Source organism: Actinotalea endophytica, from assembly GCF_025717005.1.
Lineage (GTDB): Bacteria > Actinomycetota > Actinomycetes > Actinomycetales > Cellulomonadaceae > Actinotalea.
This window is the reverse complement of record NZ_JAOVZU010000001.1, coordinates 66,322-85,028: the sequence shown is the minus strand read 5'-3', so window position 1 is coordinate 85,028 and position 18,707 is coordinate 66,322. Positions and strand designations below refer to the sequence as shown.

The 18,707-nt window shown below is 73.1% G+C and carries 18 protein-coding genes and 2 riboswitches; of the genes, 15 read left to right on the top strand and 3 right to left on the bottom strand.

The genetic code is table 11. From position 1 onward, the window contains the following. Positions 1-13: 13 nt before the first annotated feature. From OEB99_RS00435 to OEB99_RS00405, 7 genes are all read left to right on the top strand, one after another. The gene (locus OEB99_RS00435) at positions 14-1,624 is read left to right on the top strand and encodes a methyl-accepting chemotaxis protein (RefSeq protein WP_263507614.1); all 1,611 of its coding nucleotides are present in this window, start codon (positions 14-16) and stop codon (positions 1,622-1,624) included. Between the two features lie 149 nt (positions 1,625-1,773). Next, on the top strand, positions 1,774-2,895 hold the full coding sequence (locus tag OEB99_RS00430; RefSeq protein ID WP_263507612.1) for a protein-glutamate methylesterase/protein-glutamine glutaminase: 1,122 nt from the start codon (positions 1,774-1,776) through the stop codon (positions 2,893-2,895). Further along, the gene (locus tag OEB99_RS00425; RefSeq protein WP_263507610.1) at positions 2,892-3,716 is read left to right on the top strand and encodes a CheR family methyltransferase; all 825 of its coding nucleotides are present in this window, start codon (positions 2,892-2,894) and stop codon (positions 3,714-3,716) included. The genes OEB99_RS00430 and OEB99_RS00425 overlap by 4 nt, the downstream gene beginning before the upstream one ends. Beyond that, the gene (locus OEB99_RS00420) at positions 3,713-4,096 is read left to right on the top strand and encodes a response regulator (protein WP_263507608.1); all 384 of its coding nucleotides are present in this window, start codon (positions 3,713-3,715) and stop codon (positions 4,094-4,096) included. Before OEB99_RS00425 ends, OEB99_RS00420 begins: the two co-directional genes overlap by 4 nt. After that, positions 4,093-4,554 (top strand): chemotaxis protein CheX, encoded by a 462-nt coding sequence (locus OEB99_RS00415; RefSeq protein ID WP_263507607.1) that lies wholly within the window; start codon positions 4,093-4,095, stop codon positions 4,552-4,554. Before OEB99_RS00420 ends, OEB99_RS00415 begins: the two co-directional genes overlap by 4 nt. Before the next feature lie 61 nt (positions 4,555-4,615). After that, a complete protein-coding gene (locus OEB99_RS00410; protein WP_263507605.1) occupies positions 4,616-4,975 on the top strand; it encodes a response regulator in 360 nt (119 codons plus the stop codon). Positions 4,976-4,982: 7 nt separating this feature from the next. After that, positions 4,983-5,483, top strand: a complete 501-nt coding sequence (locus tag OEB99_RS00405) for a hypothetical protein (protein WP_263507604.1) — start codon at positions 4,983-4,985, stop codon at positions 5,481-5,483. A 48-nt stretch (positions 5,484-5,531) separates the two neighbouring features. Here the strand turns inward: OEB99_RS00405 and OEB99_RS00400 are convergent, their stop codons facing one another. Further along, positions 5,532-6,143, bottom strand: coding sequence for a LysE family translocator (locus OEB99_RS00400; protein ID WP_263507603.1), 612 nt, complete (start codon positions 6,141-6,143; stop codon positions 5,532-5,534). A 40-nt stretch (positions 6,144-6,183) separates the two neighbouring features. Further along, on the bottom strand, positions 6,184-6,801 hold the full coding sequence (locus OEB99_RS00395; protein WP_263507601.1) for a M15 family metallopeptidase: 618 nt from the start codon (positions 6,799-6,801) through the stop codon (positions 6,184-6,186). Between the two features lie 189 nt (positions 6,802-6,990). Next, positions 6,991-7,065, top strand: a riboswitch (cyclic di-GMP riboswitch). Between the two features lie 12 nt (positions 7,066-7,077). On the opposite strand from OEB99_RS00395, the gene OEB99_RS00390 reads away from it, so the two are divergent. Continuing rightward, entirely contained in the window at positions 7,078-7,236 is a 159-nt protein-coding gene (locus tag OEB99_RS00390; RefSeq protein ID WP_263507600.1) for a hypothetical protein, read from the top strand. Positions 7,237-7,287: 51 nt separating this feature from the next. Here OEB99_RS00390 and OEB99_RS00385 read toward each other — a convergent pair whose 3' ends face one another. Next, entirely contained in the window at positions 7,288-9,336 is a 2,049-nt protein-coding gene (locus OEB99_RS00385; RefSeq protein WP_263507599.1) for a hypothetical protein, read from the bottom strand. 105 nt (positions 9,337-9,441) lie between these two features. Here OEB99_RS00385 and OEB99_RS00380 point away from each other — a divergent pair, with 105 nt between their 5' ends. The 7 genes from OEB99_RS00380 (at position 9,442) to OEB99_RS00350 (ending at position 18,514) form a co-directional block, all read left to right on the top strand. Then, positions 9,442-9,816, top strand: a complete 375-nt coding sequence (locus OEB99_RS00380; protein WP_263507598.1) for an SdpI family protein — start codon at positions 9,442-9,444, stop codon at positions 9,814-9,816. 323 nt (positions 9,817-10,139) lie between these two features. Further along, positions 10,140-10,631, top strand: a complete 492-nt coding sequence (locus OEB99_RS00375; protein WP_263507597.1) for a low molecular weight protein-tyrosine-phosphatase — start codon at positions 10,140-10,142, stop codon at positions 10,629-10,631. A 257-nt stretch (positions 10,632-10,888) separates the two neighbouring features. After that, positions 10,889-13,129: a putative bifunctional diguanylate cyclase/phosphodiesterase gene (locus OEB99_RS00370; RefSeq protein WP_263507595.1), complete on the top strand. Its 2,241-nt coding sequence runs from the start codon at positions 10,889-10,891 to the stop codon at positions 13,127-13,129. Between the two features lie 67 nt (positions 13,130-13,196). Beyond that, positions 13,197-13,287: riboswitch (glycine riboswitch) on the top strand. A 157-nt stretch (positions 13,288-13,444) separates the two neighbouring features. Further along, positions 13,445-16,459, top strand: a complete 3,015-nt coding sequence (gene gcvP / locus OEB99_RS00365; protein WP_263507594.1) for an aminomethyl-transferring glycine dehydrogenase — start codon at positions 13,445-13,447, stop codon at positions 16,457-16,459. Then, the gene (gene gcvT / locus OEB99_RS00360) at positions 16,456-17,619 is read left to right on the top strand and encodes a glycine cleavage system aminomethyltransferase GcvT (RefSeq protein ID WP_263507593.1); all 1,164 of its coding nucleotides are present in this window, start codon (positions 16,456-16,458) and stop codon (positions 17,617-17,619) included. The genes gcvP and gcvT overlap by 4 nt, the downstream gene beginning before the upstream one ends. Positions 17,620-17,653: 34 nt before the next feature. Beyond that, the gene (gene gcvH / locus OEB99_RS00355; RefSeq protein WP_263507591.1) at positions 17,654-18,025 is read left to right on the top strand and encodes a glycine cleavage system protein GcvH; all 372 of its coding nucleotides are present in this window, start codon (positions 17,654-17,656) and stop codon (positions 18,023-18,025) included. A 255-nt stretch (positions 18,026-18,280) separates the two neighbouring features. After that, positions 18,281-18,514: a LuxR C-terminal-related transcriptional regulator gene (locus tag OEB99_RS00350; protein ID WP_263507590.1), complete on the top strand. Its 234-nt coding sequence runs from the start codon at positions 18,281-18,283 to the stop codon at positions 18,512-18,514. Positions 18,515-18,707: the final 193 nt, after the last annotated feature.

Here is an 18,707-nt window from a genome sequence, read left to right as displayed (position 1 = left end):
CCAGGAGCCCCCGATGTCCGGCACCCGCCGTCGCGTGAACCCCCTGCACGACCTGAGCGTGCGTACCCAGATCCTCACCCTGCTCGCCGTCGTCGCCCTGGCCGCCGCCGCGGTCGGCGGCACCATGGCGTGGGCGGTGCAGTCCATCACCCGCGAAGCCCATGAGCTCGCGTCCACGCAGGCGGACCTGTTCATGCCGATGCAGCTGGTGCACCAGAACCAGCTCAAGGCACGCATGATCATCGCGCAGATCGCGGGTGCCCCGACCGACGAGTCCAAGCAGTCGTGGCTCGAGTCTCAGGTCGAGAACGACGCCGAGATCGCGGGCCAGATCGCCCAGGTCGAGGCGGCCGCCGTCGGCGACCTCCGCCCGGAGGAGTGGGACACGTTCACCGCAGCGTGGACGCACTGGACCCAGGTCCGCGACGACGTGCTCGTGCCGCTCGCGCTGGCCGACGACCGCGTGGGCTTCGAGGAGGCCATGGCGGCCCAGGCGGACCCGGTCAAGGGTGAGTACGTGGACGCCCTGGACGCGTCCGAGCAGCACGTCATCGACATCTCGAACGGCCTCGCCGCCGAGGCGGACAGCGCCGGGACGACCGCGCTGTGGGTGCTCGTGACCGGCCTGGTGGCCATGCTCGCGGTGATCACCGCGATCGGCCTGCTGCTGGTCGCCGCGCTGCGCCGGGGCATGGGCCAGATGCAGGCGTCGCTCGAGTCGATGGCATCCGGCGACCTCACGGTCGAGCCGGCGTTCGAGGGACGCAACGAGCTCGGCCGGATGGCCGAGGCGCTGCGCACCGCCCAGCGTGCGCTGCGCGAGACGCTGTCCAAGGTCTCCGAGGTGAGCGTCGTGATCGCCGGGACCTCCGAGCAGATGTCGCTCGCGCAGACCGACGTCGCTGCGGGCTCCGAGCAGACCTCGGCGCAGGCCGGCGTGGTCGCGTCGGCGGCCGGCGAGGTGTCCCGCAACGTGGCCGCGGTCGCGGCCGGCGCGGAGGAGATGGGCGCATCCATCCGGGAGATCGCGCAGAACGCGAACGAGGCCGCGAAGGTCGCCGCGCAGGCCACCGGTGTCGCGGAGGAGACCACCGCGTCGGTCGCCCGACTCGGTGCCAGCTCGGTCGAGATCGGCAACGTGGTCAAGGTGATCACGCAGATCGCCGAGCAGACCAACCTGCTCGCGCTGAACGCGACGATCGAGGCCGCCCGCGCCGGCGAGGCCGGCAAGGGCTTCGCGGTGGTCGCCGGCGAGGTCAAGGAGCTCGCCCAGGAGACCGCCAAGGCCACCGAGGACATCGCCAAGCGGGTCGAGGCGATCCAGGGCGACACCACCGAGGCGGTCGCCGCGATCGAGCGGATCAGCACGATCATCGCCCAGGTCAACAACTACCAGCTGACCATCGCCTCGGCGGTGGAGGAGCAGACCGCGACCACCAACGAGATGTCCCGTGGCGTCGCCGACGCGGCCTCCGGAACGGGCGAGATCGCGAGCAACATCACCGGTGTGGCCAGCGCGGCCTCGGAGGCGAGCCAGGTGCTCGTCGACCTTCAGGCTGCGACCCAGAGCCTCGCCTCGATGTCCGCCGATCTGCAGGCACGCATCTCGGCGTTCCGGGTCTGACCCGGCGCAGGACGTACCTACCGGCGGTCCACGACCGCTCACAAGCCGGCCGTCCAGGCCGATCTGATCCATACCGGGCCGATCCCCCCCAGACCGGGTCGATCCGACACGAACCGAACGCGGTACGCCCGCGCGACGAGGAGGCTCCCGTGAGTCGCATCAAGGTGCTGGTGGTGGACGACTCCGTCGTCATCCGCCGCCTGGTCACCGATGCCCTGTCCTCGGACCGGGACATCGAGGTGGTCGGGGTCGCGGCGAACGGCCAGATCGCGCTCGGCAAGGTGGAGCAGCTCGCGCCGGACGTCGTGACGATGGACATCGAGATGCCGGTGATGACCGGGATCGAGGCGGTCCGGGCCTTGCGCCAGGCCGGCCACAAGATGCCGATCATCATGTTCTCGACGCTCACCGAGCGCGGCGCGGTCGCGACGCTCGACGCGCTCGCGGCCGGCGCCACGGACTACGTGACGAAGCCTGCGAACGTGGGCAGCGTCCAGGAGTCCATGGCCCGGGTCGCCAACGACCTGATCCCGCGGATCAAGGCGTTCGTCATGCGGTCGCGGCCGGTGCCGGCCCGCCCTCGGACGCCCGGTGCGCCGGCGTCGGCGCCTGCCCAGGCACCCGGGCCGCGGCCCGTCGTCGTGCGCAAGCGCGAGGCGAACGGCCGTCGTCCGCGGGCCGTCGTGATCGGCTCGTCGACCGGTGGCCCCGAGGCGCTGTCCAACGTGATCGCCGCCTTCAGCGGGCCGCTGCCGGTGCCGGTCCTGGTCGTCCAGCACATGCCACCGGTCTTCACCACGCAGCTCGCGGCACGGCTGGACCGGCTCGGTCCCAACAAGGTCGTCGAGGCGAGCGACGGGCAGGAGCTCGAGGCCGGCACGATCTACGTGGCGCCGGGGGACCAGCACCTCGAGGTGCGGCGGTCGGCCGCCGGTGGTCGCACCCACCTGCAGCACGAGCCGCCGGTGAACTTCTGCCGCCCGGCCGTCGACGTGCTCTTCCGCAGCGCGGTCGCGGTCTACGGCGGCGACCTGCTGGCGGTCGTCCTGACCGGCATGGGCTCCGACGGGAAGCTCGGGTCCAAGGCCGTCGTGGACGCCGGCGGCACGGTGTTCGCGCAGGACGAGGCCACCAGCGTGGTCTGGGGCATGCCGGGCGCCGTGACCGGCGCGGGTCTGGCCCACGCCGTGCTGCCCATCGCGGAGGTTGCCGGTGCCGTGCAGCGCGCCGTGACCACCGCCGATCCGATCCCCGCAGGAGGCCGTCGATGACGCTCGCGATCGACACCTTCTCCTGGGTCTCCGACCTGGTGCGCAAGCGCAGCGCGATCCAGCTGGAGGCCGGCAAGGAGTACCTGGTCGAGAGTCGGCTCCTCCCGCTGGCGCGGGCCGCCGGCGTCACGGACGTCGACGCCTACGTGCGCGGCGTCCGCCAGGCGGGTGCGCCGTCGGTGATCGAGGCCGTGGTCGAGGCGCTGACCACCAACGAGACCTCGTGGTTCCGTGACTCGCAGCCGTTCACCACGCTCAAGGACCACCTGGTCCCCGAGCTCCTGGCCGACCGGCCGATGGGGTCGGGGCTGCGGATCTGGTCGGCGGCGTGCTCCAGCGGGCAGGAGCCGTACTCGATCCTGATGGTGCTCGAGGACCTCGTGACCGCGCGCCGGCTGCAGGTGCTCGGCACCGACCTCAACCAGCAGATGGTCGACCGCGCCCGGACCGGCCGGTACAACCAGCTCGAGATCAACCGCGGGTTGCCGGCGCCGCTGCTGGTCAAGTACTTCCAGCGCTCGGGCGCCGACTGGGAGGTCGCCCCCGCCCTGCGCTCGGCGGCGACCTTCACCAAGCACAACCTGCTGGACGCCCCGCCGAGCGGTGGACCGTTCGACGTGGTGTTCCTGCGGAACGTGCTCATCTACTTCGACCTGGCGACCAAGCGGGACGTCCTGAACAGGATCCGCCAGGTGCTCCGCCCCGGGGGCTATCTCTTCCTCGGCGCGGCGGAGACCACGATCGGCATCGACGACAGGTGGGAACGGGTCAGTCACGGCAAGGGATCCGTGTATCGGCTCGCGGCCGGGAGGGCAGCATGAGAGCACTGGTGATCGACGACTCGCGCACCATGCGCAGGATCGTCGTAGCAGCGCTGAAGGCGCTCGAGTTCGACACGGTGGAGGCCGAGGACGGGCGCCAGGCGCTCGACGTCCTCGAGTCCGGCACGGAGGTCGACCTCGCGTGCATCGACTGGAACATGCCGGTGATGACGGGCTACGAGTTCGTGGTCGCGGCACGGGCCAACCCCGCGTTCCGGGACGTGACGCTGATGATGGTGACCACCGAGAGCGAGCACGGCCAGATCGTCAAGGCCCTCGCCGCGGGTGCGCACGAGTACCTCATCAAGCCGTTCACGCCGGACGCGATCAAGGACAAGCTCCAGCTGCTCGGGCTGGTCGGATACGAGGAGACGGTATGAGCGCGTCAATCGACATGGGGGTCTTCGCCGAGACCGTTTTCGCGATCGCGGACGAGGTCTTCAGCGCGATGATCGACGGCGAGCCCGGTGGGCTGATCCCGGCCTTCGAGCCGTTCGAGGTCCCCGCCGACGCGACCTACGCCTGGGTCGACGTGCACGGCGACCACCCGGGCCGGGTGCTGCTCGCGACCGAGCACGAGACGGCGATGCTGCTGACCCGCGCGCTGCTCGCGATGGACGACGACGAGCCGGTGTCGGACGCCGACTTCGTCGACGCGTTCGGCGAGATCGCGAACGTCGTCGGCGGCAACATCAAGTCGCTGGTGCCCGACCCGGGCCCGCTGACCCTGCCGCAGGTGTCCCCGCTGCCGCCGACCGACCAGGCCGAGCTGCTGCACGACGCGCAGTTCATCTGGCGCGGGCGGCCGTTGGCGATCTCGCTGTGGAGCCTGCCGTGACGACGATCTGGATCACGATGATGCGCGCGGTGGCGCGCCTGACCCGCCCGGGAGGTGCCCGATGAGGGTGGTAGTTGCCGACGACAGCCGTGTGATGCGGCAGATCGTCATCCGTACCCTGCGCCAGGCCGGCTACGACTGGGACATCACCGAGGCGTCCGACGGCGCCGAGTCCCTGCAGCTCGCCAAGGACCTGGACCCCGACCTCGTGCTGTCCGACTGGAACATGCCGGAGATGACCGGGATCGAGATGCTGCGCGCCATGCGGGCGAGCGGCATGGACATCCCGCTCGGCTTCGTCACGTCCGAGGGCTCGCCCGAGATGCGCGACCAGGCGGACGAGGCCGGCGCGCTGTTCCTGATCGCCAAGCCGTTCACCGCGGACACGTTCCGCGACACGATCGACCCGTTCCTCGCGTGAGGTTCTGATGAGCACCCCCACCATGACCGCTTCCCCCCTCCCCTCCGCCGTCGACGTCCGCGAGCTCCTCGAGGGGCTGCTCGGTCGCGAGGTCGAGGCCACACTCGGGACCGGCGCCGTCAACCCGGCCGAGGCCCCGGGTGCGGTCGTCGGCGTCTTCACCGACGACAAGGGGTCCCTGCGCGCGATCCTGATCATCGACCTGGCCCTCGCGGCGTACGCCGGTGCGGCGATCGCGCTCCTCCCGCTGCCCCAGGCCGAGAAGGCCGTGGCGAACCAGGCGCTGTCGGAGAACCTCCTGGAGAACATCTTCGAGGTGCTCAACGTCGCGGCGTCGCTGTTCAACCACGAGGGCGCGCCGCACGTGAAGCTCTTCGAGTCGTACAAGCCCGAGGAGACCTTGCCCGCGGACGTGCAGAAGTGGGTGCTGGCGTTCGTGCGGCGCCTGGACATGGAGCTGGACGTGAGCGGCTACGGCAAGGGGCGGGTCTCGGTCCTCGCGCTCTGACGGATCGGCCCTGGCGGGTTCAGCTCCGGGCGGGCCCGGCGGTGCGCCTCAGCGCTCGGCGAACGCCAGCCGGCCGGCCATGGCCGCGAAGCCGACGGCGAACGTCCGCCTGGCCCGGCGAACGACCGCGGGCCGCGAGACCACGTGGGTGCGTACCGCGCCGGCGAACAGCCCGTACAGGCCGAACACCACGAACGTGACGGCCATGAAGACCCCCGACAGCGCGAGCATCCGCAGCACCGCACCGTCGGTGCCGGTCGGGACGAACTGCGGCAGGAACGCGAAGAAGAAGATCGTGAGCTTCGGGTTGAGCAGGTTGATCGCGACCCCGTTCGCGATCACCCGCCAGGGCGCCCGGGGCTGCTGCTCGGTGCGGACCTCGAGCGTTCCGGTGTCCCGCCAGGTCTGCCACGCCAGCCACAGGAGGTAGGCGACCCCGAGGTACTTCACCACGCTGAACGCGACGCCGCTGGCGTGCAGCAGGGCCGCGAGCCCGGTGATGGCGGCGACCATGTGCGGCACGATGCCGAGCGTGCATCCGAACGCCGCCACGACGGCGGCGCGCGCGCCGCGGGACAGCCCGGTGGACAGCGTGTAGATCGCCCCCGTGCCCGGGATCGCCACCACGACGAGCGTGGTCAGCCAGAACTCGGGTGACATGGGACCTGATCCTCGCGGCGCGCCCGGGGGCGGCGCAAGGTCAGTTGGAGGGGTGGTACTCCCAGTGCCAGGGCTCGCGCGGCACGGCCTCGACGAACCCGTACTCGCCGCCGTGCTCGCGGATCCACGCCTGCGCGCTGTCGTCGAGCTTCAGGTCGAGGGCCATGCCCCAGCCGTGGTTGCTCGTGCCCGGCACGGCCGCGAGGCCACCCTGGCTGTACAGCCCCTTCCGGGCTGCCACGTCGACCTGGGCGTCGTAGCTGCGGTACGAGTCCGTGATCCCGATGGTCACGCCGTCGCGGGCGGCGGCGTCGCGCATCGCCTCGAACGAGCGGGCGGCCGGCGCCCACAGCTCGTGCGACGTCCCGGAGATCGTGGACAGCGCCGACGACGGGATCTTGCCGTTGCCGTAGCCGACCAGCTCGTAGGGCACGTTGTCGGCGTTCACGAGGGCGGCGCCGTACCCGACGTCCGCGGTCGCGTCGGCCGCCTGCACCGAGCCGAGCACCTGGCCGAAGGCGAGGGCGGACGCGGACGGCGAGGACGTCGACGTCGCGGAGGCCGCCGCCGTGAGCGTGCCGGCGCGCGACGGATCGAGCTCGGCGATCCGGGACTGGATCTGCACGATGCGCTGCTGGATCGCGGTGACGGCGTCCACTCGTCTCCTCTCGGTGGCAGCCAACCGATCGTCCGGCCGCAGCGGGATGTGAGGGGTAGGGCGGGTCGAACCGCGTTGCGCCGCCCGGGTGAACGCGGGAGACACGTGCGGGTGAAGAACGTGCGCCGTTCGGGTGGTCCGATGCCTCGGACCGGTGTGCCGTGGGCCGCGCGGCTAGCCTGAGGTGGTCAGCGAGAAAGGCAAACCCGTCGCGAGGCGGGGACGCAAAGCCACGGGACCCCAGAGGTCAGCCGGGCTACCGAACGGAGGAACGCCATGCCGGAGCAGGGTTTCACGAGGTACCAGCCCTCGTTCGAGAACGTCACCGGTTCCCTCGACGACTTCGTCGTCCCGCCCACCGTGCTGGCCCGTTGGGCCGCCATGGCCGGCCAGCTCGCCACCGCCGGGTGCGTCCCGACGCAGCCCGCGGCCTGACCTGGTTCGTCGCGCGGTCCGAGGACCGCGCCCGCCGTCCGGGTCCGGCGGCTACTGGTAGGTGATGAGCTCCGGGACGGGCTCGACCTGCAGCGTCTGCTCCTCGGTGAGCATCGGCAGGTCCTCGTCGAGGAAGTTCTTCCAGCCCCACCACACACCCGCCGGCGCGTCGCGGCGCAGCGTCGCCCAGGTGCCCGCCTTGCCGGGTTGGGTGCCCTGACCGTCCACGTGGATCACCGTGGCGAGCTCGGGGTGGGTCTCGAGGGCCTGACGGTCCTGGATCATCCGGCCGGCGAACTGGTGGAGCACGAAGACCTTCTGCGGGAGCCGGTTGTCCCGGGTCAGCGCCGCCAGCCAGTCGGCGACCGCGTTGATCTCCGAGACGTGCACCGATCCGATCTGGCGCAGGTGCACCTGGTCGGGCTCGAGCCGCCACTCCGGGTCGAGCGCGAGACCCACGCCGGGATGGCGCAGGAGCTCCTCGTACGCCTTGGCCTGGGTCAGGAAGTCCGTGCGGCCCGGTTGCAGGTCGAGGATCACGTACACGCCGTCGGCCTCGGCCTGCTCGACCCACGGGAGCAGATCGGCCACCGTGCGCTCGTCGGAGTAGTTGCCGTCCGGTCCGGCGTCGGCCGCGGCGATCGTCGCGATGATCTCGAAGCCGGGGACGAAGGTGTCCGGGCTGAGGTCGCCGTAGGTGTCGGCGAGTGCCTGCGCGCGGTCCACCGCACCGGGCAGGTCCTGCTCGCCGAGCAGGCCGAGCGCGGGGATGCCGGGCGAGCCGTACAGGGCGACGATCCGCCGTCCCGGGAAGACGACCTGTCCGCCGCCGGGCAGCTGGACGCCGGTCGCCGCGGTGCGAACGCGCCAGTCGAGCCCGCGGGCGGAGCCGTAGGTGCCGAAGGCCGGGCCGGCCGCGAGCACCGCGGTGTCCGGTCCGGTGATCGCGGACACCGCCTCGACGTCGGCCGCAGTGGCGCGGGGGTCGGCTCCGGTGACCGCGACCGCCACGCCGGCCGAGCGCGCCGTCGCCACCGCTGCGAGGGTCGACGGGTCGCCGTCGACCAGGAGCACCGTGTCGACGACGGGGTCGGGGAGCTCGAGCGGTGGCAGGTCCAGCGCCTCGGACGGGCTCGGCGACGCCGCGGGGGACGAGGTCGCGGCGCTGCTCGCCGACCCCGCGGTGCTCGTCGATCCGCTCGGGTCGGCGGATCCGCTGGGGTCGGCGGACCCGGAGGTGTCGGACGACTCGGGGGCCTCGGCCGACGAGGTCGAGCCGGTGGCGTCGTCCGGGCTCGGCGGGTCGGCCGTGGACGTCGGTGCGGCCGGCCGCAGGCCGACGGGGTCGTCGCGGTCCAGCGTGCGCACCGCGTCGAGCACGCCGTCCTCGGGGTACTCGTGGACCACGAGGCCGAGGGCGTCCGGCAGGGACTCCGCGGTCCGGGTCGTGGTCGCGAGGCCCCCGGTCGCGGCGGTGTCCAGATCGACCGCGAGCACCACCTCGGCACCCAGCCGGCGCACCTCGGTCCGCCACTCCGGCTCGGGTGCCGCTGTGGTGCTCGGCGTCGTGGTCGGGTCGGCCGAGCGGGTCGCACCGGCGGACCCGGTGCCACCCTCGGAAGCCGTCGACCCGGAAGCCGTCGACCCGGAAGCCGTCGACCCGGAAGCCGTCGACCCAGAAGCCGTCGACCCGCTGCTCGGCGACGCGGGCGCGGTCGATGCTCCGGGGTCCGCCCCCGCGGCGTCGTCGGCTGCCGGCTCCGCCGGCGGCACGAGGAGCAGCGGCGCACCGAGCGCGACCGCGGCCGACGCGGCACCCACCTGGGCGTCGGTGTCGCCGGTCGGCGCGAGGACCACCACCGGGCTGCTGACGTACAGCGCGCGGCTCGCGGCCACCGCGACGTCCGCGGCGTCACCCGTCGTGCCGAGGATCGTGGTCGGTTCCGACGGCGCACGCAGCTCGGCGACCAGCGGGTCGGGGCTCGGCGGCGGGCTCGAGACCGTCGGGGTCCCGGACGCGGACGGCGCAGGTGCCGTGCAGCCGGCGAGTGCGGTCACCAAGGCGAGCGCGATCGCGCCGGTCCTCGTCGAGCGTGCCATGGTGCCTCCGTCCGCACGACCCTACGTGACCGGACCCCTGCGCCGACGGCCGTGTGCGTCGTAGCCTTCTGGACATCTGTCGAACGGGCCGTCGAGGAGGATCCCGTGAGCGAGGCCGACGCGTTGCGCCTGGCGGCGCTCCTCGTCGGGGTCGTCCTGGGCGCCGGTGCGGTCGTGGTGGCGGTCGTCGTCCAGCAGGCGGCGGCCGGGCGCCTCGGGCCGAACAGCTGGGCCGGGATGCGAACCAAGGAGACTCTCGCCGGTCCGCGGCAGTGGCGAGAGGCGCACCGTGCCGCCCTCGGGGCCACCTGGATCGGGGCGATCGGGACGGTGGCAGCCGGCCTGCTGGCGGTCCAGATCCGGGACGCGGCACTCCTCGCGGGCGTGCTCGTCGCCGGTGCGGTGTGGGCCCTGGTGTGGGTCCTGATCGGGCTCGCCCGGGGTGAGCAGGCGGCGCGTGAGGTGAGTCGCCGGCGCTGAGCCGTCCCCGCCGATCGCGCAAAAACCCCTTCCCTCGGGTCCCCGGCGCGACGTACCGTCGCCGCACACGGGAAAGGAGGTGGTCCAGAAGTGAAGTCTTCCAGGACGCGTGAGGTGACTGTCCGCTAGTCGCCCGTAGCTTCGGACGGACCTGCTCCGATCCCGCTGAGCGACAGCGAGATCCAGGCAGTCACCGCAGCCCGTGGGGGCCGTGCCTCGTCCAGCACGGCACGCCGGTCACTCCGGCAGCCCACGGGCTGTTCCATGCCCGGGGCGACCCGGCGTGGCGCGCGACGGCCGGGCACAGCCGGGAGAATGCCTCCGTGACGATCCGAGTGATGACCGTGTGCACCGGCAACATCTGCCGCTCCCCGATGGCCGAGGTCGTGCTGCGCGACCGCTTCGAGGCGGCCGGGCTGGGCGAGCTGGTGGCCGTGGACTCCACCGGGGTCAGCGACGAGGAGAGCGGGAACCCGATCGATCCCAGGGCTCGGCGGACCCTCGCGGCGCACGGCTACCAGGTGCCGGGCCACCGTGCCCGCCGGGTGCAGGCCGACGAGCTCGCCCGGCGAGACCTGGTGCTCGCGATGACCAGCCGGCACGCCGGCGCCCTGCGGCGGATCGCGACCGACGGGACCGACATCCGGATGCTCCGCTCGTTCGACCCGGCCGCGCCGCTGGGCGGCCCGGAGCACCTGCTCGACGTCGACGACCCGTGGTACGGCCCCCAGGAGGCCTTCGAGCAGACCCTCGCCGAGATCGAGGCCGCCGCGGACGGGATCGTCGCCCACGTGCGCGCGCTGCTGGGCCGCTGACCAGCGGACCCGGTGCGCGGGGGGGACCCTTCCGCTCGTGATCGGCGCACGGAAGACTGGCGCCCGGACGCCGCCGTCCGCGTCGGCGGCCGGGAGGAGGGCCGGGAATCATCCGCAAGTGCGCCGTCCGGCGCATCAAGTCGAGCCCGACACGCGCCGACAACACCGACGAGAGCTGACCCTCGCATCGGGACGGCACGTGATCGACCCCGCCTGGCGGCCCCCCGCTGCTCGGGCCCGGACGTGACGGAGGAGTGGTGAGCGACTCGGCGGGCCTGCGACTCGTGCACCGGGTGCTCGTCGTGCTCTCGGTCGCGGCCGGGCTCGCCTACGCGGCGCACGCCGTGGTCACGTCGGGCGCGTCGGGGACCACCGACGCCCTGCTCCTCGCCGCTGCGCTCACCGTCCTCGCGCTGCTCGGTGCGGTCCGTGCGCTGCGTGCGTGGCCGAACCCCGGCGACCTGCTCTTCGCCCTCGGTCTGCTGCTGGCCGTCGCGGCGTGGCTCTACTGGGCGATCGTGCTCGCGCCGATGCCGGACCCGCCGTACCCCAGCGCCGCCGACGTGCTGTGGATCGCGCGCTTCCCGCTCACGTTCGCGTCGCTCGCCTGGCACGTCGGGCGCTCCCCGGCGGCCCGGCGGGCGTTCGTCTTCGACATCCTGATCGGCTCGGCCGGGATCACCGCGGCGGTCGCCGCCTTCGTGGTCCCTGCCGTGCAGAGCGGGGCGGCGAACCCCGACGACGTCGGCGTCAACGCGGTCTACGTCGGCGCGAACATCGCGCACCTGCTGCTGATCGTCGCGGTGATCGCGATGCGCAGGGGCAGCGTCCCGGCCGGTCTGTGGCGCCGCCTCGGGGGTGCATCGCTGCTCGTCCTGACCAACGCGTTCTTCCTGACCGAGGTCGCCGACACCGGCGTCATCCCGTCGGGCACGATCCTCAGCGCCGGCTGGATCGTCGCGTACGCGCTCTACGCCTCCAGCATCGGGACGCCGGTCCCGGTCGAGCGGCGCACGGTGTCGCGAGTGTCGGTGCTGCTCGTGCCGCTGGCCGGTGCCGCGCTCGCGCTCGTGGTGCTCCTCGACCACGACGCGCCCACGGCGCCGCGGTGGATCGCCGCCGCCGCCGTGGTCCTGGCGCTCGGCCGGATGGGGCTCGCCTTCATCGAGGCCGAGGCGCTCGCCGGCAGCCACCGGCTGGCGCACACCGACGAGCTCACCGGACTGGTCAACCGCCGAGGCTTCTACGAGGCCATCCGTCGATGTCTGGGCTCGGGCGACACGGCCAGCGTCGTGCTGCTCGACCTCAACCGGTTCAAGGAGGTCAACGACACCCTCGGCCACCACGCCGGCGACCTGCTGCTGATGCTGGTGGCGCGGCGGCTCGCCAGCGAGACGCGCAGCGGTGACCGCGGTCGGGACGTCGTGGCGCGGATCGGTGGGGACGAGTTCGCGCTGCTGCTGCGACGCTCGAGCGTGGCCGACGGCGAACGTGCTGCGGGCCGTCTGCTCGAGGCCCTCGCCGGGGTCTACGACCTCGGCGACGTCGTGGTGCGCGCCTCGGCCGCCGGGGGCCTGGTCCACCTGCCCGAGCACGGCACGGAGCCGGACGAGCTCCTGCGCCGCGCCGACGTCGCGATGTACCAGGCGAAGGCCTCGGGTGACGCGCTCAAGGTCTACGACGAGGACCTCGACACCCACACGGTCGCCGAGCTGGGCCTGCAGGACCGGGTGCAGACCGCGCTCACCTCGGGTGGGCTGGTGCTGCACTACCAGCCGAAGGTCGAGCTGCGCACCGGTTCGCTGGTCGGCGTCGAGGCGCTCGCGCGGCTGCGGCTCGACGACGGCGAGCTGATGATGCCCGGCCTGTTCCTGCCCATGCTGTCCCGGACCGGCGACCTGGGGCAGCTCACCGTGCAGGTGCTCGATCTCGCCGTGGCGCAGGCTGCCGCGTGGCGGGAGGCCGGGCACGAGCTCGCCGTCGCGGTGAACGTCCCGGCCGAGGCGCTGGTGGGCGCCGACTTCGGCGACCAGGTGCGCGACGCCCTGGGGCGCCACGACCTGCCCGGCCGGCTGCTGTACCTCGAGGTGACCGAGGAGTCGCTGCTGCAGGACCGCGACGCCGGCCGTGCGTCGCTGCTCGCCGCGCGGGCGCTCGGCGCCCGGGTGTCGATCGACGACTACGGCACCGGCTACAGCTCGCTGACGTACCTGCGCGAGCTCCCGCTCGACGAGATCAAGATCGACCGGTCGTTCGTGCACGGCATGGCCGGCGACTCGCGGGCGACCCGGATCGTGCACTCGACCGTGCTGCTCGCGCACGGCCTGGGTCTGACCGTGGTCGCGGAGGGCGTCGAGACCACGGACGATCGCAACGCCGTGCGGGTCGCGGGCTGCGACCTCGCCCAGGGCTTCCTGTTCGCGAGGCCGGTGCGGGGTGAGGAGATCACCCAGATGTTGCGCGAGGCGCGTGACCGGCCCGCGGACACCGCCTCGTGACGCCGCCCCACCGGCACTATCCTCGGTTCGTCGGCGCACCGCGCCGGCGACAACCCAACACGCCGCACGAACCGTGACGGGAGAGTCCTCGCTCCGCGAGGCGCCGAAGGAGCAACCCTCCCCGGGAATCTCTCAGGCCCCCGTACCGCCACGGCGAGGCAACTCTGGAAAGCGGCCAGCGATGGCCCACCGACGGTGCACGCGAACCGGTCCGTCCGGCTCGCCAAACTCTCAGGTCGGGGCCCGTGCCCCGGAGGACAGAGCGGGGAGGCCCCAGCACTCCGGCGCGCGCCGGACCGGACCCGGGAGCCGCCCGTGAGCCCCACCACCAGCTCGCCGAACCCCGTCGGATCGTCCGGCGACGGCTTCGTCGACCGTCACGTCGGACCCCGACCCGCCGACCTCGACCGGATGCTCGACGTGGTCGGGGCCGGGTCGTTGACCGCGCTCGTCGACCAGGCGGTGCCGGCCACGATCCGCACGCAGACCGCCACGGGTCCGGCGCGCGCGATGAGCGAGCCCGAGGTCGCCGCGCACCTGCGGGCGCTGGCCGACCGCAACCGGGTCGTCACCTCGATGATCGGCCTCGGCTACCACGGCACCCACACCCCGGCGGCGATCCGGCGCAACGTCCTGGAGAACCCGGCCTGGTACACGGCGTACACGCCCTACCAGCCCGAGATCAGCCAGGGCCGGCTCGAGGCGATGCTGGTGTTCCAGACCATGGTCGAGGACCTGACCGGACTGCCGGTGGCCGGCGCGAGCCTGCTCGACGAGGCGACCGCGGTGACCGAGGCGGTGCTGCTCATGCGCCGGGCCGTCAAGGGCCGGGACGGCGGGGTCGTCGTGGTGGACGCGCGGCTGCTGCCGCAGTCCCTCGCGGTGCTGCGCGGCCGCGCCGCGGCGATCGGGCTGACGCTGGTGGTCGCGGACCTCACCGACGGGTTGCCGACGCTCGACGGCGTCGAGCTCGTGGGCGTCGTGGTGCAGCAGCCGGGCGTCGACGGGCTGCTGCAGGACGTCGCGCCGCTGGTCGAGGCCGCGCACGCCGCCGGCGCGCTGGTGACGGTGGCCGCCGACCTGCTCTCGCTCGCCGTGGTCACCCCGCCCGGCGAGCTCGGTGCGGACATCGCGGTGGGCTCCGCCCAGCGGTTCGGCGTGCCGATGTTCTACGGCGGGCCGCACGCCGCGTTCATGGCGGTGCGTTCCGGCCTGGAGCGCCAGCTGCCGGGCCGGCTCGTCGGGGTGAGCCTGGACGCCGACGGCGCGCCCGCCTACCGGCTGAGCCTGCAGACCCGCGAGCAGCACATCCGGCGGGAGAAGGCCACGAGCAACATCTGCACGGCGCAGGCGCTGCTCGCGGTCGTCGCCGCGATGTACGCGGTGTACCACGGACCCGACGGCCTGCGCCGGATCGCCGAGCAGGTGCACGCCGCGGCGGTGCTGCTGCGCGACGGGCTGGTGGCGGTCGGCGTCGAGGTCCTGCACGACGCGTTCTTCGACACGGTCGTGGTGCGCGTGCCCGGCGCGGCGGACGCGGTGCTCGCCGCCGCGCTCGAGCGCGGCCTCAACCTGCGCCGGGTCGACGCGGACCACGTCGGCCTCACCGTCGACGAGACCACCACGGTCGACGACGTGGACCGCGCTCTCGCAGCGGTGTCCGTCGGCACGGGTCGCGGCGAGCCCCCGCTCCGAGAGCCTGCCCGGACCGGGTTCTCGGGTGCGGTGGGCGTGACCGATCCGCCCGAGCCGCCGCACGGATCGGGCCGCACCCGGATCCCCGCCCACCTGAGCCGCACGAGCCCGTACCTCACGCACCCGACGTTCCACCGCTACCGGTCCGAGACGGCACTGATGCGCTACCTGCGCGTGCTCGCCGACAAGGACCTCGCGCTGGACCGCACGATGATCCCGCTGGGCTCGTGCACCATGAAGCTCAACGCCGCGGTCGAGCTGGAGACCATCTCCTGGCCCGAGTTCGCGAACCTGCACCCGTACGCGCCGGCCGACCAGGCCGAGGGCTACCGAGAGCTCATCGCGGGCCTCGAGTCGACGCTCGCGGACCTCACCGGGTACGCCGCGGTGAGCCTGCAGCCCAACGCCGGCTCGCAGGGCGAGCTCGCCGGGTTGCTCGCCATCCGGGCGTACCACCGCTCGCGTGGCGAGGAGCAGCGCGACGTGTGCCTGATCCCGGCGTCGGCGCACGGCACCAACGCTGCGTCGGCAGTGCTCGCCGGCATGCGGGTGGTGGTCGTGGCGACCGCGCCGGACGGCACCATCGACGCGGCCGACCTGGATGCGAAGCTCACCGCGCACGCGGGGCGGGTCGCGGCGATCATGATCACCTACCCGTCGACGCACGGCGTCTTCGAGGCCGGCGTGCGCGACGTGTGCGACGCGGTGCACGCCGCCGGCGGGCAGGTGTACATCGACGGGGCGAACCTCAACGCGCTGGTCGGGCTCGCCCGGCCCGGCGAGTTCGGCGGTGACGTCTCGCACCTCAACCTGCACAAGACGTTCGCCATCCCGCACGGCGGCGGTGGTCCCGGCGTGGGCCCGGTCGCGGTCGCGAGCCACCTGGTGCCCTTCCTGCCGGGCGACCCGACCCCTGGCGGCAGCGACGACCTGGCGCCGGCCGGCCCGACGGCCGGGAGTCGGACGCCCGCCGAGCTGCGCGACGATGCCCCCGGTGTCGGCCCGGTCGCGGCCGCCCGGTACGGGAGTGCCGGCGTCCTGCCGATCTCCTACGCCTACGTGCTGCTGATGGGTGGCGCGGGCCTGCGCCGGGCGAGCGAGGTCGCGATCCTGTCCGCCAACTACCTCGCGACGCGGTTGGACGAGCACTTCCCGGTGCTCTACACCGGCCCGGGCGGCCGGGTGGCGCACGAGTGCATCCTCGACCTGCGGGAGATCACCAAGAGCTCCGGGGTCACGGCCGAGGACGTCGCGAAGCGGTTGATGGACTACGGCTTCCACGCGCCGACCTTGGCGTTCCCGGTCGCCGGGACGCTCATGGTCGAGCCCACCGAGAGCGAGGACCTGGGCGAGCTCGACCGGTTCGTCGACGCGATGGTCGCGATCCGCGGCGAGATCGCGCGGGTCGAGGCCGGTGAGTGGCCGGTCGCCGACTCCCCGCTGCGCGGCGCCCCGCACACGGCTGCGAGCGTCGTGGCCGACGGCTGGGACAAGCCGTACAGCCGCGAGACCGCAGCGTTCGGCGTCCCGGGACTCCGGTCCGGGAAGTACTGGCCACCGGTGCGCCGGATCGACCAGGCTGCCGGTGACCGGAACCTGGTGTGCACCTGCCCGCCGATCGAGGAGTACGCATGAGCGAGGACGCCGCTGCGGCCACCCGGCCCAGCCCGCTGCACGACGAGCACGTCGCCCTGGGCGCGACGCTGGTGCCGTTCGCCGGGTGGTCGATGCCGCTGCGCTACGGCTCGGACCTCGCCGAGCACACCGCGGTGCGCTCGGCCGCCGGGCTGTTCGACCTGTCCCACATGGCGGAGATCTGGGTGCTCGGCCCGGACGCGGGCGCGTTCCTGGACCGGGCGCTGGTCGGCTCGTTCGCCGGCATGGCCGTGGGCCGCGCGCGCTACACGATGATCTGCGTCGAGTCCGGTGCCGTGCTGGACGACCTGATCGTGTACCGCCTCGGCGACGAGCAGTACCTCGTGGTGGCCAACGCGGCCAACCACGACCCGGTGCTCGCCGCGCTGACCGAGCGGGTCGGCGACCTCGGCGTGTCGGTCGAGGACCGCACGGACACCACCGCACTGGTCGCGGTCCAGGGACCGCGTGCGCTGGAGATCCTCCAGGCGACGCCCGGCCTGGTGGTCGACGGCCTGCCCGACCTGCGCTACTACGCAGCGCTCGAGGCGACGTTCGAGGTCGACGGGGAACCTCTGCCGGTGCTGATCGCCCGGACCGGCTACACCGGCGAGGACGGATTCGAGCTGTTCGTCGACGCCGCGGCCACCGGCGTCCCGCTGTGGCGCGCACTGCTGGCGGCCGGCGAGGCGTTCGGGCTCGTCCCGGCCGGGCTCGCAGCGCGCGACAGCCTGCGGCTCGAGGCCGGGATGCCGCTGTACGGGCACGAGCTCGACCTCACCGTCACGCCGTACGCCGCGGGCCTGGGCCGGGTGGTCAAGCTCGACAAGACCGACGCCGACGGCGCCCCGCTGGAGTTCGTCGGCCGGACCGCGCTGTACGCGCGCGCGCACTCGGCGCCCGCGCGGGTCCTCGTGGGCCTGGTCGGGGACTCCCGGCGCGCCGCCCGGCAGGGCTACGACGTGACGACCCGCAGTGGGACTCACGTCGGCCACGTCACCTCCGGTGCACCGTCGCCCACCCTCGGGGTTCCGATCGCGATGGCCTACGTCACCCCCGAGGCCTCGGCCGAGGGCACCGAGCTCGCGGTCGACGTGCGTGGCCGGCTCGAACCGGTGCACGTCGTACCGCTTCCCTTCTACCGTCGTCCCAGCGCCTGACGGCGCCGCCCAGCCCGCGACAAGGAGCGCCTTCATGAGCGAGATCCCCACCGACCTGCAGTACACGGCCGAGCACGAGTGGGTCGCCTCCGGCGACCCGGTCACGGTCGGTATCACCGCGCACGCGGCCGACGCGCTGGGCGACGTGGTCTACCTCGAGCTGCCCGAGGTGGGCGACGCCGTCACCGCCGGCGCGGTGTGCGGCGAGATCGAGTCGACCAAGTCGGTGTCCGAGCTGTTCTCGCCGGTCGACGGCACCGTGGTCGAGGTGAACGGTGCCGCGGTCGACGACCCGGCGATGGTCAACGCGGACCCGTACGGCGCCGGCTGGCTGATCAAGGTCTCGGTGACCTCGAGCGGCCCGATGCTCAGCGCGGAGGAGTACGCCACGCTCGTCGGGGGCTGACTGGTCCGAACGGGTGACGGGACCGACTAGGCCTTTCGGGTGAGTCGGCATCTTCACCCGGGATCCCAGATCGGGCCTGTGACCTGCGGCAACGCCTCGCCTCGCCGAGCCGCTCATGGAGCCCTGCACGACGCAAGGGTCCGAATGGCGAAATCGCGGGTGAAAACCGCGTCATGTCCCGCGGCCTCCTCGCTCTCTCCAGGTGTACCCGCCGATGCGGTGTCCCCCGGCACCGCGTTACCCCTGGAGGCAGCCATGGCCGTCGAGACGATCGACATGCGAATGGTCCCGGCACAGCGCACCCTCACCCGCCGTGAGCGCGTGATCCTGTCGAACCTCGACGAGGACACCACGCTCGAAGAGATCGCGAGCCGGCTGTGGGTCAGCCGGAACACGGTCAAGTCGCAGGTGCGCAGCGTGTACCGGAAGCTCGGCGTCTCGACCCGCGCGGACGCGGTCGCCCGCGCGCGTCAGTACGGCCTTCGCTGACCTCGACCCCGGAGCGCCTCGCTCGCGGCATGCGCCGCGCGGGGTAACCCCCGCTCCGGACAACGGTCCTCCGGGACCCACCGTCGGCTCTGCCGACACCCGCCGGCCCTCGCGCCGGTCTCCCCGCACGGCACCCGTGCGGCGGGGTGCGACGTTCACCGTCCGCGCCTGCCGCTCCCGTGCTCGCCCGTAC